General features: G+C 53.2%; 13 protein-coding genes. All 13 read left to right on the top strand.

Annotation, left to right across the window (positions count from 1 at the left end; all coding sequences use genetic code 11):
- Positions 1-29 precede the first annotated feature (29 nt).
- The 13 genes from E0F26_RS09850 to phoR all read left to right on the top strand — a co-directional run bounded on the left by E0F26_RS09850 (position 30) and on the right by phoR (position 14,743).
- A complete protein-coding gene (locus E0F26_RS09850) occupies positions 30-764 on the top strand; it encodes a heme ABC transporter permease (RefSeq protein ID WP_279241487.1) in 735 nt (244 codons plus the stop codon).
- 1 nt (position 765) lies between these two features.
- Positions 766-999 carry a heme exporter protein CcmD gene (gene ccmD / locus E0F26_RS09845; protein ID WP_279241486.1) on the top strand — a complete coding sequence of 78 codons (234 nt, stop codon included), beginning with the start codon at positions 766-768 and terminating at the stop codon, positions 997-999.
- On the top strand, positions 983-1,426 hold the full coding sequence (gene ccmE, locus E0F26_RS09840) for a cytochrome c maturation protein CcmE (RefSeq protein WP_279241485.1): 444 nt from the start codon (positions 983-985) through the stop codon (positions 1,424-1,426). Before ccmD ends, ccmE begins: the two co-directional genes overlap by 17 nt.
- Positions 1,423-3,396: a heme lyase CcmF/NrfE family subunit gene (locus E0F26_RS09835; protein ID WP_279241484.1), complete on the top strand. Its 1,974-nt coding sequence runs from the start codon at positions 1,423-1,425 to the stop codon at positions 3,394-3,396. The genes ccmE and E0F26_RS09835 overlap by 4 nt, the downstream gene beginning before the upstream one ends.
- Positions 3,377-3,901: a DsbE family thiol:disulfide interchange protein gene (locus E0F26_RS09830; RefSeq protein ID WP_279241483.1), complete on the top strand. Its 525-nt coding sequence runs from the start codon at positions 3,377-3,379 to the stop codon at positions 3,899-3,901. The genes E0F26_RS09835 and E0F26_RS09830 overlap by 20 nt, the downstream gene beginning before the upstream one ends.
- The gene (locus tag E0F26_RS09825; RefSeq protein WP_279241482.1) at positions 3,901-4,368 is read left to right on the top strand and encodes a cytochrome c-type biogenesis protein; all 468 of its coding nucleotides are present in this window, start codon (positions 3,901-3,903) and stop codon (positions 4,366-4,368) included. The genes E0F26_RS09830 and E0F26_RS09825 overlap by 1 nt, the downstream gene beginning before the upstream one ends.
- 2 nt (positions 4,369-4,370) lie before the next feature.
- Positions 4,371-5,573 (top strand): tetratricopeptide repeat protein, encoded by a 1,203-nt coding sequence (locus E0F26_RS09820; RefSeq protein WP_279241481.1) that lies wholly within the window; start codon positions 4,371-4,373, stop codon positions 5,571-5,573.
- 104 nt (positions 5,574-5,677) lie between these two features.
- A complete protein-coding gene (gene smc, locus E0F26_RS09815; RefSeq protein ID WP_279241480.1) occupies positions 5,678-9,175 on the top strand; it encodes a chromosome segregation protein SMC in 3,498 nt (1,165 codons plus the stop codon).
- A 12-nt stretch (positions 9,176-9,187) separates the two neighbouring features.
- Positions 9,188-10,063: a cell division protein ZipA gene (gene zipA, locus E0F26_RS09810; RefSeq protein ID WP_279241479.1), complete on the top strand. Its 876-nt coding sequence runs from the start codon at positions 9,188-9,190 to the stop codon at positions 10,061-10,063.
- The gene (gene ligA / locus E0F26_RS09805; RefSeq protein ID WP_279241478.1) at positions 10,063-12,078 is read left to right on the top strand and encodes an NAD-dependent DNA ligase LigA; all 2,016 of its coding nucleotides are present in this window, start codon (positions 10,063-10,065) and stop codon (positions 12,076-12,078) included. Before zipA ends, ligA begins: the two co-directional genes overlap by 1 nt.
- Positions 12,079-12,092: 14 nt before the next feature.
- Entirely contained in the window at positions 12,093-12,686 is a 594-nt protein-coding gene (locus tag E0F26_RS09800) for a transglycosylase SLT domain-containing protein (RefSeq protein ID WP_279243221.1), read from the top strand.
- Between the two features lie 63 nt (positions 12,687-12,749).
- On the top strand, positions 12,750-13,460 hold the full coding sequence (gene phoB, locus E0F26_RS09795; protein WP_279241477.1) for a phosphate regulon transcriptional regulator PhoB: 711 nt from the start codon (positions 12,750-12,752) through the stop codon (positions 13,458-13,460).
- Positions 13,457-14,743 carry a phosphate regulon sensor histidine kinase PhoR gene (phoR, locus tag E0F26_RS09790; protein WP_279241476.1) on the top strand — a complete coding sequence of 429 codons (1,287 nt, stop codon included), beginning with the start codon at positions 13,457-13,459 and terminating at the stop codon, positions 14,741-14,743. Before phoB ends, phoR begins: the two co-directional genes overlap by 4 nt.
- Positions 14,744-14,765 lie beyond the last annotated feature (22 nt).

Here is a 14,765-nt window from a genome sequence, read left to right as displayed (position 1 = left end):
TTATTGGATTAACCCTATATACTTCGTTTATGTGGCGCATCATTCATCAATTTGGCTCTCCTCCTTGGGTTTATCGATTCTGTGATCGCGTTATTCCTTGGCTGCTTCCACTGACGCTGCTGGCGCTCTGTGCGGGCAGCGTCTGGGGGCTCTTGTATGCGCCCACCGATTACAAGCAAGGCGATTCCTATCGAATCATTTATATTCACGTACCGACAGCTGTTGTGTCACTTGCAGGCTATTACGTTATGGCTTTTGCGGGGCTCGTGAGTTTGGTTTGGCGAATTAAGCTTGCGGACACGGCCATGCGAGCCGCTGCACCCATTGGTGCTGCATTTACAGCGGTAGCATTGGTCACAGGTGCCATTTGGGGAAAGCCCACGTGGGGCGCTTGGTGGGTGTGGGATGCGCGTGTTACTTCAATGCTCATTTTATTTTTTCTTTATGTGGGCGTCATCGCCTTGTTTCAGGCCTATGAAAATAAGGCCATTGCCGCGCGCGCTTGTGCGATCTTGAGTCTTGTGGGCACGGTCAATATTCCCATCATCTACAAGTCAGTGGACTGGTGGTACTCGCTGCATCAACCTGCATCGATTAAGTTTACAGGCGAGTCGGCTATCGATTCGTCGATGCTCTATCCGTTGCTAGGCATGATCGTCACGTTTTATGCACTGTTTGCGGTGTTGATGATGCTCAATTTGAGGCAGCTTTTGACTGAAGAGCACGCGAAGTCATCTTGGCTGGGTAAAAGGTTGGCGCAATAGAATGCAATTCGATTCCGTTTCAGAGGCGATAACAATGGGTGGGCATGGCGCTTATGTATGGAGTGCCTACGCTATTACGCTCGTTGTTGTGGGTATAAGCCTTCTTAGACCTTGGCTTGTTACACGCAGATTGAAGCGCGTGATCCGACAAGAGTTGTCAAGGAAGCAAGGCCAGACGATGCGCGACGCAGCAACAGGTCCTGCTAATGAGGTGGCCGATGCACCCCAAGCGTAAGCAGCGACTTCTGATTGCACTGGCTATTGTCGCTCTCTCTAGCGCCACCATTGGCCTAATAGCGTATGCCTTAAGCGGCAATATCAATCTTTTTTACTCACCGTCTGAAGTGGCATCTGGGGAAGCGCCGCTTGAGCGGAAACTCCGGGTTGGTGGAATGGTGGTCGAGGGCAGTGTCAAGCGTGCCTCAGACCGTCTTGAGACCCGCTTTGACGTCACCGACTTTGTTCATTCAGTGACCGTTTCCTACGACGGCATATTACCCGACCTCTTTGCTGAGGGTGAGGGTGTTGTGGCAACGGGTGTTCTGGGTGCAGATGGTGTTGTTACCGCGAGCGAGGTGCTGGCAAAACACGATGAGAATTACATGCCGCCTGAGGTGGCAGAGGCGCTTGAGAAGGCCAATGCGGCAGGGGCGTCAGAGTGATACCTGAAGCCGGCCACATTGCGCTCATTCTCGCCCTGTGCCTGTCAACCTTGCTGGGTGTGGTTCCAATGGCGGGCGCGTGGCGAGGTCAGCGCTGGGCCATGAACTTGGCACCAAGCCTCGCGGCGGGTGTTTTTGTCTTTTTGAGCATTGCTTTTGCCTGCTTAGCAGTGGTTTTTTTGCAGGATGACTTCTCCGTTAAGGTGGTAGCGAGTAATTCGAATTCCTTATTACCCCCGATCTATAAGTTCTCCGCTGTGTGGGGTAATCATGAGGGATCACTCCTCCTCTGGGTTTGGATGCTCGGGGCTTGGGCGCTTGCGGTTGCCATTGCAAGTCGCGGTCTACCGCTGGTGGTTCTGGCTCGTGTTCTCAGCGTGCTTGGACTCATTGGGGTGGGGTTTATCGCCTTTTCTTTGTTTACCTCAAATCCGTTCGAACGTTTGCTTCCAGGCGTTGCTGCCGAGGGACAGGACTTAAATCCTTTGCTGCAGGATCCGGGTCTTATCATTCATCCTCCGCTGTTATACATGGGGTACGTTGGGCTTGCCGTTCCTTTTGCGTTTGCGGTCGCCGCGTTACTTGGCGGGCGATTGGATGCGGCTTGGGCGAAGTGGTCTCGGCCGTGGACTAACGTGGCGTGGGCGTTTCTGACACTCGGTATCATGTTGGGAAGCTGGTGGGCGTATTACGAGCTAGGTTGGGGTGGCTGGTGGTTTTGGGATCCTGTCGAGAATGCATCGTTTATGCCGTGGTTGGTTGGCACAGCGCTGATTCACAGCTTAGCGGTAACCGAAAAAAGAGGGTTGTTTCGGTCTTGGACAGTGCTCCTTGCTATCTCCGCGTTCTCTCTTTCCTTACTGGGAACGTTTTTGGTGCGATCGGGTGTATTGACCTCTGTTCATGCCTTCGCCGCTGATCCGGAGCGTGGCTTGTTCATTTTGGTCTTTCTTGTTCTGGTTGTTGGGGGTTCTCTGACGCTCTACGCATTTCGAGCGCCGACCGTTTCAAGTCCCATCAACTATCGACTGGAGTCCCGCGAGTCACTCCTGCTGGCCAATAACCTCATTTTTGCGGTTTCCGCAATCGTCGTCCTCTTGGGTACGCTGTTTCCCCTGCTGATGGACGCACTGGGTGAGGGCAAGTATTCGGTCGGTCCTCCCTACTTCAATGCAGTCTTTGTGCCCGCTATGGCACTGTTAGCGCCTTTCATGGCGGTTGGTCCCATTTCACGGTGGAAGGCTGACTCGGCGACCCGCTGGCTCGGTGAGTTGCTGGTCCCTGCCATTGTCTGCCTGGCTGTTGCCGTTATTGCGCCCTATCTAAGCGTTGGCGAGGTGAATGTGTGGGCATCGCTTGCTGTTCTGCTGGCTGGCTGGTTGGTAATAGGTCTTGGTCGCGATTTACAGCAACGCATGCGCGGTGTGACGGCGCTTGGCAGTGCGCTGGCTCGACTTTCACCTTCTTATATCGGGATGCTTGCAGCGCATACTGGGTTTGCTCTTACGATTGTTGGTGCCGTTTTTGTTACGCAGTTCAGCGCTGAGCGTGATTTACGCCTGGAGGCGGGTGACGCGGTTGAGTTAAATGGCTACACCTTTACGCTGACTGAGCTTACCGTCGTCGAAGGTCCTAATTACGCAGCCGACCGGGGCGTGTTTGAGGTGAAATACAACGGCGAACTACTCACAACATTGTTGCCGGAAAAGCGGCGGTATGTTGCCAGTGGGCAGATCATGACGGAGGCGGCCATTGATGCGGGCTTTACGCGCGACCTTTACATTGCAATGGGTGAGCCGCTGGGTGATGGCGCGTGGTCCGTTCGCGTGCAACACAAGCCGCTTATCCGCTGGATATGGTTGGGTGCCTTGATGATTGGCTTGGGTGGTTTGACCACCGCGCTGGATAGACGGTACCGGAGAGTATCGGCCGCACGGCATCTGAGGGGAGATGAGGCGCTTGCTACTTAAACGGTTTCTTCCACTTGTGGCATTTCTAGTCCTTGTACTGCTGCTTGTGCGGGGCCTGTCTTTGGATCCGACTGACCTGCCGTCTGCACGACTTGGCGACAGGATTCCCGCTTTTAATTTGCCCCTTTTGAATACCGACGACCGGCGCAGTCCTGATGATTGGATAGGCCAGCCCGCACTACTCAATGTTTGGGCCACCTGGTGCTTCTCCTGTCGTGTGGAACATCCGTATTTACTTGAGCTTGCTGGACAGGGTGTTGTCATCTACGGGCTTAATTACAAGGATGAGCCTGAAAAGGCCGCCCAATGGTTAGTCGATTTAGGCAATCCCTACGCGGAGACGATCGTGGATCAACGTGGCGATTTTGGACTCGATCTGGGCGTTTACGGTGCGCCAGAGACCTATGTGATTGACGCTGATGGGATCATTAGGCACAGGCACGTGGGCGTGGTGAACGCGCAGGTCTGGACAGAGCAACTTCAACCTTTTTTTGAGGCCGACTAATGATCCGAGTGCTTTTTTCATCTGTTCTAGTGAGTCTCATGATGTCGATAGCCTCGATGAACGCGATCGCGGTTATAGAAACCTACGAATTCAGTACACCCGAGCTCGAGCTTCGGTATAAGGCCTTGAGTCAAGAGCTGCGCTGCCCCAAGTGCCAGAATCAGAATATTGCCGATTCCAATGCCCCGATCTCTCGCGATCTCAGAGCAATTGTCCATGAGCAGTTAGAGGCGGGCGCAAGTGATGATCAGATCATTACTTATCTCGTAGACCGCTATGGTGAATTCGTTCGATATCGGCCTGGCGTCGACGGCAATACGTTTTGGCTTTGGTCCGCGCCGATCATTTTATTTCTGATGGCTTTTGCCGTCGTATGGTTACAAATTCGGGGCGACCGTGACGTCACAACAGTTGAATCCAACGCTGAGCGCGCGCGTGAGTTGCGCGAAAAGTACGACGGAAAATAATAATGACTGAGTTATGGCCAATAGTGGTTGCACTCTGCGCACTAGCAGTGGTTTTTGTCGTTGGACTGCCGATGATCTGGCGTCGCCAAATTGAGGGTGAGACGGTCGAAGATTGGCTGGCCGTGCGGCGAGAGGAGATAACCGACGAGACGCTTTTATCCGATGCTCAGCTCAGAGTTTGGGACGACAAGGAAGCCGATAACAAGGTTGATGATGCCGGTCCGTTGGTTACGAGAGCCGTGTCTAGGCCCGGATATCAAGTGGCGCTAGCGGGCGCCATAGTGCTAGCAACCCTCGTTCTTTACGACCGACTTGGCGCGTATGAAGACGTTCAAATCACACGCGCAATCGCGTCGCTCAGCGAGGCGACGCCCAATGACGTGACGGCCCTGATTGAACGAATTGAAGCAAGGTCTGCTGCTAGACCTACAAATCTCGATTATCAGTCGCTATTGGGTGAGTATTACGTGGCGACCGGTAACGCGGCAGGGGCCTTGGAACGATTTGAGCTGATCCTGGCTGAAGCACCGAACGCACCCGATGTGTTGGGTCGAGCGGCGCAAGCCGAGTTTGTTGCACAAGGGCAGGTATTGACCGAGCGTGCACGGGCGCGAGCAGAGCAGGCGCTTGCGGGTAACCCTCGTCAAAAGTCGGCGCTGGCGACGTTGGCGATGGGCTCCTTTGGGGCTGAGCAATATCAGGAAGCCATCGGTTACATGCGCGTTTTGAGAGATTTGGAAGTGCCGGGCTCCGAGGGCCACCAGCTGATGCTCAATGCTATTGTCGAAGCTCAAGCGCGGTTGAATGAGGAAACACCCAATCAGGCGCCCGTGAGCGTCACTGAAACGCCTGCACTGACAGCGTCGGTAACCCTGTTGGTCAGGTTGCCAGAGGCTTTGGAAGCCGCCGCCGTGACAGGTAAAACCGTGTTTATCATCGCGCGGCCGGCAGGTAGCACTGCGCGAATGCCGACAGCCGTGGCTCGAGTTATCGCCGCTGACTGGCCATTGCGTGCAACACTTACGGATGAAAACAGTATGGCGGGTCAGAAACTATCAGCGTTGGCCCTGGTCGACCTGGAGGTTCAGGTCTCTGATAACGGCCAGCCTGGCCTCGACAACGCGCGTTTTACTGGCGAGTTGCGAGGGGTTTCGGTGCGCGGCAAGGATATTTCTGAGATCGTACTTCGCGCTAACGCTCAATAAGATGCGTTTTGCATATAGTGTTAGCCCTTCTTTGTAGGTACACTACATCTAGTGTTTTTAATAATAAAGCGGTGGCGCGTTGTGGCGCCGGGATTCTAGAGTAAATGCGCTTAAAGTCGATTTCTCTCGCAGGCTTTAAATCATTCGTTGACCCAACCCGGGTCACGCTGCCAAGCAACATGTGTGCAGTGGTTGGACCGAACGGTTGTGGTAAGTCCAACATCATTGATGCGGTTCGTTGGGTGATGGGTGAAAGCTCGGCGAAGACCTTGCGCGGAGAGTCCATGACGGACGTCATATTCAACGGCACCACCCACCGACAACCAGTCGGGCAGGCAAGTATTGAACTTCTGTTTGATAACTCGACGGGGAAGGTCGGCGGCGAATACGCGGCCTATAACGAGATTTCAGTCCGCCGTGTTGTCAGTCGCGAGGGTGCGTCAGACTATTTCCTCAACGGTAACAAGTGTCGTCGTCGCGACATCACAGATCTCTTTTTAGGCACCGGGCTAGGGCCTCGAAGCTATGCCATCATCGAGCAGGGCATGATTTCGCGGTTGATCGAATCGCGTCCCGAAGATTTGCGCGTCTACATTGAAGAAGCTGCTGGCATATCGAAATACAAAGAGCGCCGTCGTGAGACTGAAAACCGCATGCAGCGCACGCTAGACAACCTCGACCGACTGACGGATTTACGCGAGGAGTTAGAGCGTAATTTATCGCATCTTAAGCGTCAGGCTCAGGCGGCCGAGCGTTTTGGAGAATACAAGGAGCAGGAGCGGGAGCTCAAAGCGCAGCTTTTGGTCTTGCAGCGGCGAGTGCAAAGCACTGTAGCGACCCGCGCTCAGCGTGAAATTGATGATTTTGCGACCGAGCGAGAACGTCACCAAGCTCAGGTTTCTTCCGCGGTCTCGGAAATAGAGTCGCTGCGACAGCAAATCACTGACGCCAATGAGTCGGCAGGTAGTCTCCAGGGGAATTTTTACGCATTGGGCAGCGAGGTTAGTCGTATCGAGCAGACGATTAAGTTTGCGAAGCAGCGACGCGATTCACTTGCACGTGATCTTGAGCAAACCCTCGACGGTAAGCAGCGAGAATTAGGTTTGGTTGATTCGGACAGTCAGCGATTGACCGAGTTAGCGGAGGCATTAGCCTCCATTGAGCCCACCTTGGCTCGGGAGCGAGAAGAGGTGGCTAGGGTTGATGTAGCGCTTGCTGAAGCAGAGAAAGCGGCCCAAACCGCCGATGGCAGTTGGGAAAGTTTTACGCAACAGGCGGCGCTGCCTAAACAGCAGGTTGAAGTCCAGCAGGGTCGAAAAGCAAACGCGGAGCGCAATTTGGCGACGCTGACTCAGCGGTTGGATCGTATTGGCCAGGAGCTCCAGTCTTTGAGTTCGCACGAGGAGACAGCATCACTGGATGCTATTGTCGAATCGTTGGCCGAGGCAGAGGCTGCAGCAACACTTCAGCGCAATGATTTGGAGCAGTCACGGCAGGTCTTGGTCGATTCGCGCAACCAATTGGGTCGAAAACGGGAAGAGCAAGACGAGTTGCGGCGCCAAACGCAGGTGCTAGCAGGGCAGAGAGCTTCTCTAGAGGCCCTTCAAGCGGATGCAAGGGATGAGGATGCTGAGGCCCAAGCAAATTCGTGGCTCCAAAAGACCTTGTCTTCTCAAGGAAATGCGCTACTTGATTTGGTGTCCGTGAAAAGCGGATATGAATCGGCCGCGGATCTGGTGTTAGCAGAGTGGCTGTCATCAATAGGCGCCGATTTCGAGCACATGCCCGCCGAGCCTTCGCAGCCACCGTCGGGCCTTTCGTTGATTGACTCGACGCTATCCGAAGCGAGCGCGGATCCAACGATGTTGTCACATTACATCAGTGGACCCTCTGGGATTGAAGATGTGTTAGCCGGTGTGCGGGTAGTTAAAACTTGGCAAGAAGCTATCGCAGCGCGATCACACCTATTGTCCGGGCAGTCTGTGGTGTCACAGGATGGTTTGTGGGTCGGCCGCTCATGGATGCGCTCTCGAACACAAGCCGACGCGGAGCAGGGCATGATCGCTCGGCAAGGGCGTCTGGCGGCGATAATACAGGAATTTGAGCGTGTCTCGACGCAGCTCGCCGAGGTCGATGAGTCTCTTGAGACGCTGCGTCGTAACCGAGCTGATGCAGAACAAGCAATTGATACGCAGCAGGAAATCTTGCAGGCATCGCAGCAGCAAGTGATTCAGTTTGAATCGCAAAAGCGCGCGCTCATTGCGGAGCAAGCTCAACGACTGGCGCGTGAAGAGCAGTTGAAACAGGATTTAGCCGACGCCGAAGTGCGTGTCTCTGAAGAGCAGTCTGTCATCTCTGAGGCCACCCAGATGCTGGGGCGCGCGCGTTCGCAGGTGGCGTCCGATGAGACTTCACGTGAGGCGTTAGAAGATCAACGCCAGTCTGCACGTGATGTTGTTCGTCAAAGTCGGCAGGCAAAGCAGCAAGCGGATGTCGCCCTTAATCGCAGCGAAGTAAGGCATCGCGAGTTGCTGACACAGCGAGAAGCGCTCTCTCAGTCGATCGATCGTGCTCGGCAGCAGCTGGAGAGTTACGAGCAACGTGAAGCTTCAATCAGAAGTGAAATGCCAACCGAGGCGGATCCCGACCGCGAGGCTCAGCGCGAGCTGAGTGAACTCTTGGAACGTCGCCTTGGTGTTGAGGCTCAGCTCACACAGGCTCGCCAGGTATTGTCTGAGTTAGAGAGTACCTTGCGTGAACGCGAGCAGACTCGTATGCAGGCTGAACAGGCGGCAGCGGGCGTGCAGACTCAAAGTGAAGGTGCGCGTCTAAAGCTCGCCGAAACAGGGGTTCGGGTGGAACAAATCGACGCTTCGTTAAGAGAACTTGAAGCAACGGTTGAGCAAGTAGAGGCTGAACTCCCCGAGGACGCTGATGAGAGCGAGTGGCAGATTCGTGTTGAGCGAATCGGCGCGAAGATCCATCGTCTCGGCCCCATTAACCTGGCGGCTATCGATGAGACAAGCCGAGCACAGGAGCGTAAGCAGTATCTCGACAAGCAAGACGACGATTTGCGGACGGCGTTGGAAACGCTTCAGAACGCAATAAAGAAAATCGATAAAGAGACACGAAGCCGCTTCAAAGACACCTTTGACACGGTAAACGCGGGATTCAGCGAGCTGTTTCCGAAGGTATTTGGAGGCGGAACTGCCTTCTTGGAAATGACGGGCGATGATTTATTGGATACGGGTGTCGCGATAATGGCCCGTCCCCCTGGTAAGAAAAACAGTACGATTCACCTCCTGTCGGGTGGTGAGAAAGCCATGACGGCCATTGCCTTGGTATTCTCTATTTTCCAGTTAAATCCAGCGCCATTTTGTATGCTGGATGAGGTGGATGCGCCGCTCGATGACGCAAATGTGGGTCGTTATGCGCGACTGGTCTCTGAGATGTCCAAAAAAGTCCAGTTTGTATTTATAACGCACAATAAAATCACCATGGAGGCTGCCGAGCAGCTAATGGGTGTGACGATGCATGAGCCAGGAGTCTCCCGACTGGTAACGGTTGATATTGAGGAAGCTGCAAAATTGGCGGCTAGCTAGGGGTGAAAAGCGATGTCAGGGGTACTCTCTGCCTTAACTACTGAGACGGTATTAGCACTGATACTTGTGTTGGTGCTGTGTGTGGCACTGATTGTTAGTGCGCGTCGGCGGCGTCGACAAGGCTACAAAATGAATGCGCGTGTCGTGCGTGATGACGCACCCGTGCCCGACCCTCATGACCGGTCTGCAAGAGAGCTCCCAAATGGGGGGGCGCGTGTTGTCGGCAGACAAGATCCTACTTTTGGGACCTTCGATGAGTCCGCGACCGGCATGGCTACTCCGGAGTTCGACGACGAGGCAGTATTCGTCCCCAGCCGCGTCTTCGACGACCGCATAGACGAGGCCGATACCACTGCCCTTGATGACGTAGATGAAAAGCCCGGTACAGTGGATTGGCTCGATGAGATTGAAGCGGTTCCGGTAGGCGGTCAAACAGCCAAGCTTCCCAGGCATGAAGATGCGCAGGTCTACTCCCTTAACGTGGTTGCGCGAGCTGAACAAGGCTTCTCCGGAGACGATGTACTTCGAACATTGCTTGGCTGTGGTTTGCGGTTCGGCGATATGGATTTCTTTCATCTTTCTGAGATTGATGGGGGTGCGCCAACGATCCAGTTCAGCGTGGCGAATATGATGCAGCCCGGTGTCTTTGATCTTGACGACATGGAGGTGCTGTCGACCAAAGGCCTGATGTTTTTCGTAACGCTTCCAGGGCCTGCTGACATGACACGCGCTTTTGACTTGATGTTGCAGACAGCGCAAACGGTTGCGGAAAACCTGGGTGGCGACGTATTGGATGAGACCCGCAGCGTGCTGACAAAACAATATGTAGAGCGCGCGCGCCAAGCAATTAGAGAATTTGAAGCCAAGTGTAAAATAGAGCCTCGTTAATGCGGGCGATAGAGCAAGAAATTAGAGAACTTGTCACCAAGCTCGACGCATGGTCACTTGCTTATCATCGCGACGACAACCCCATTGCTAGCGACGCCGAATACGATAGAGCGCTGCGCTTACTACGTGAGCTCGAAGCCGAAAATCCGCATTTATTGTCGCCAACATCACCGACACAACGAGTGGGCGATAAGCCGCTGAGCGAGTTTCAGAGCGTTGTGCACAAGATGCCCATGTTGAGTCTTGATAACGCCTTTAGTGGCGAAGACTTGAAGGCCTTCGAGGAACGTAACGCGGCCAAGTTGAACCTGTCAAAACTGGCGTTTTGTTGTGAGCCCAAGCTCGATGGGGTGGCACTGAGTTTGGTTTACGAAAAGGGCATCCTTGTGCGCGCGGCAAGTCGTGGAGACGGTAGCGTGGGTGAAGACATTACCCACAACGCGCGCACTATCGCCACGGTGCCGTTGCAATTATCAATAAATCAGCCGCCGCCTGTACTGGAAGTTCGTGGTGAAGTTGTGATCCCTCGCGCCGAATTTGCCAAGATGAACGAGCGTTTAATTGAGCGCGGTGAGTCTGTTTTTCAAAATCCCAGAAACGCAGCGGCGGGCAGTTTGCGTCAACTTGACCCCCGAATTACGGCAAAACGTCCGCTTGTTTTTATGGCGTACTCGGTGGGTTACTCAGAAGAGGCCCAGTTGCCCGAGTCGCATAGAGAGACACTCAATTACCTTAACGAGCTGGGTTTTAAAACGTCCGATCTTATCGAGCTCGCCGAGGGTTGGGAGGCCGCGGAGGCATACGTTGCCCGTATTCTCGAGCGCCGGGATGCTATTGGTGTAGATATCGATGGGGTGGTGGTCAAAATTGATAGCTATGACCAGCAGAACGCGGTCGGTTTTGTTGCGCGTGCGCCTCGATGGGCGATCGCTCGAAAGTTTCCGGCACAGGAAGAGGTAACGCGATTAATCGATGTTGACTTTCAAGTTGGACGGACAGGGGCGGTAACACCCGTTGCACGGCTCGAGCCTGTCTTCGTTGGCGGCGTAACGGTCAGTAACGCGACATTACATAACGCAGACGAAATTGCCCGACTCGACGTGCGGGTGGGAGATGAGGTGATTGTGAGGCGTGCTGGGGATGTTATCCCTCAGATTGTCAGGGCGCTTGCTGATCGTCGCAGCGAGCCTTTGCCTAAAATTATGTATCCGATACATTGCCCCGATTGCCATTCAGTACTTACGCGCGATCTGGACGAGGCCGCTGTTCGCTGTGAAAACGCATCGGGTTGTCCTGCTCAGCAAAAAGCAGCCCTGGAGCACTTCGTATCAAGAAAAGCCATGGACATCGATGGCGTCGGTGAAAAGTTGCTACATCAACTCTTTGATGCGGGGCTGATAAAAAATGCAGCTGATTTGTACAGTCTTGACCTCGATACTCTGGCTAACCTTGAGCGAATGGGTGCGAAGTCGGCCAAAAAAGCGTTGAGTGCCATCGACACGAGTAAGAAGACGGAATTACCAAGATTTATTTATGCCCTGGGAATTCGCGAGGTGGGCGAGGCGACTGCCCGGAATTTATCAACGTATTTTGGCAGCTTGGAGTTGTTAAGTAAGGCTTCTCGAGACGCTTTAGAAGCGGTGGACGACGTGGGACCTGTCGTAGCGGCACGCATCCACCATTTTTTTAACTATGAGCCAAATACGGTGTTAGTGGAACGTCTTTTAGATGCCGGTTTGCACTGGGAATCGGCGAGTAACGATGCCACCGGCGATGGCATTCTCAGCGATCAAACGTGGGTCGTAACGGGCAAGCTGGAGTCGATGTCCAGAGATGAGGCGGGGAGCCTTATTCGTCGTCACGGGGGACAAACGGCTGGATCAGTCAGCAAGAAGACAGATGTCTTACTCGCCGGTCCTGGCGCAGGTTCAAAGCTCAGCAAAGCACAATCGCTGGGAATTACCATCATTGATGAAGCCGGTTTCTTAGCACTTATTGGGGAGGTGCCGTTGTGAATAGACTTTGGACCATGGGCATATTCCTGGCGATATTGGCCATGGCCGGATGTGCGACAAAGCCGCCCTCCAAGCTCGACAATATCTGCGATATTTTTCGAGATAAAGATGACTGGTACCAAGATGCCGCAGCATCGCGGCAGAAATGGGGCGTGCCTATCTCAGTAATGATGGCATTTATGCATCAGGAGTCACGTTTTGTGGCGGGGGCAAAACCGCCGCGGAAGCAAATTTGGGGTTTTATTCCGGGTCCGCGTCCTAGCGATGCGTACGGCTATTCTCAGGCTAAAAACAGCACATGGGATTGGTATAAAACCAAGTCAGGTAATCACGGTGCAGACCGCGATGACTTTGATGACGCCATTGACTTCGTGGGCTGGTATAACCACACAACACACCAAACGAACGGTATTGCGAAAGACGATGCCTTTCGACTCTACCTCGCCTATCACGAAGGTCATGGTGGTTATAAGCGCGGAACGTACCGAGCAAAGCCATGGTTAGTGGAGGTGGCTAGAAAGGTTGATCGCAGGGCGAATCTTTACAATCGGCAGCTAGCATCCTGCCAAGACGAGTTTAAAAAGAAGGGTTGGTTGGATTGGTGGTAGTCACCGTCATGTTTCTGTCATTTTTTTTTCATTTAATGGGCATGGGTCTAGAGGATTAAAGGCATGACAGGAAAAAAAGTTCTAATTGTCGACGACGAGTTTTCGATTCGTGACATGCTCAGAATGGCTTTGGAAATCGCTGAATTTGAGTGCATAGAAGCCGAGAACATCCAAGATGCGCACAGGTTAATTGTCGACGAACGCCCCGCAATCGTCTTACTCGATTGGATGTTACCCGGCGGGAGCGGGTTAGAGTTACTCAGGCGTCTTAAGCGAAACGACGCTACCGCTGAAATACCGGTCATTATGCTTACGGCGAAAGCGGCCGAAGACAATGTTATTCAAGGTCTCGACGTGGGCGCTGATGACTACGTCACAAAACCTTTCGCACCTCGAGAGCTAATTGCACGGATAAAAACGCAGTTACGCCGTGTTGCCGGGGGAGAGCAACGAGACCGTCTTGAGGTTGAAGATCTCCTGTTGGATATGGACAGTCGACGGATTTTCGTGGCAGGCACACCGATTGAGATGGGCCCAACTGAATTCAACCTACTTCAGTTCTTCATGTCGCACCCAGAACGCGCTTACACGCGGAATCAGCTTCTTGACCATGTTTGGGGTGCCAACGTCTATGTCGAAGAGCGAACGGTTGATGTACACATCAGGCGTCTCAGAAAAGCCCTAGAAGGCGGTGTCAAAGATTACAGCGATCTCATTCAAACGGTCCGTGGTACCGGCTACCGATTTTCAACAAAGGGTGTGATAAATACGTGACCGCTCTGCGCCGTAATTGGCGTACCTCCCTGCGCACGCCGCTTATCATTCTTGTACTGGCGGCGATTGGGTACGCTTTCGATCTACTCAGCCTAACGCTTATCGTAGTTTTCGGGGCGTTGGTGATCTATTGGGGTTGGCAACTTAATCGGCTAGAGCGGTGGTTAGAGAACAGTCAATCAGTACCGCCTGAGGCCGGTGGGATATGGGGCCGCCTCTTTGATCACGTATACCGACTGCAGCGACAAAGTAAAGAAACCCAAGGTCGTTTAGAGTCGTCGGTAAACTATCTTCAAGACTCCCTGAAACAACTTCGTGACGCGGCAATTATTGTTGACCAGCGTGGGAACATCTCTTGGGTGAATGATTCGACGGGTACGTTACTCGGCATTGAACTACCCGGTGACGTAGGACGCTCCCTCGTAAATTTGGTTCGTGCTCCACAGCTATCAGACTATCTCGCTGAGGGTGACTATCAAATTCCGTTGAGGTTACCTCCGACACCGGAACAAGATCGCTGCCTTCAAGTTGAGGTAACGAAATTTTCGGGTGGTGATCGTCTGATCTTTTTCAAAGATGTCACAGAGCAATACAAGTTAGAAGTAATGCGCCGAGATTTCGTCGGTAACGTGTCGCATGAAATGCGAACACCACTGACCGTCCTCAAAGGTTATGTACAAACAATACAGTCTTTAGATGCCCATATTGTGGCCCCTATTGAAAGGCCACTTGCTCAAATGGATATGCAAGTTGTTCGGATGGAGATGCTTCTTAAGGACCTCCTCTGGCTTTCGCGAATTGAGTCGATTGAAAACTCTGACAAGACGACCCCTGTTGATATGTGTGATCTGACCACAGAATTGGTAGGTGATCTTAGAGCCGCATGGCCAGAGAGGGACATCTTGCTGGTGCATGAATTCAATGGATTGGTTCTTGGTGATCCGATGGAATTACACAGTGCCGTGAGTAATCTTTTAGTGAATGCCCTCAAATACAGTGACGAAGAATCCGAAGTTCTTGTCGAGTGGACGTTAAAAGAGGGGCAACCTGCGCTGAGTGTCATCGACAAAGGCGAGGGCATTGATCCCGTCCACATTCCGAGGTTAACCGAACGATTCTATCGCGTGGACAAGAGCCGCAGTCAAAAGACGGGCGGCACAGGTCTGGGGCTTGCGATCGTTAAGCACGTTGCGCTCGCTCACAATGCGGAACTCAGAATTCAAAGCGAATTGGGAGAGGGGTCTCGCTTCTCGCTTATCTTTAATACTAATGACGTGGCTTAAAAGAGTTTTCATAGCCGCTCTC

Source organism: Candidatus Paraluminiphilus aquimaris, assembly GCF_026230195.1.
Classification (GTDB): domain Bacteria; phylum Pseudomonadota; class Gammaproteobacteria; order Pseudomonadales; family Halieaceae; genus Luminiphilus; species Luminiphilus aquimaris.
This window is presented reverse-complemented; position numbering and strand designations above follow the sequence as displayed.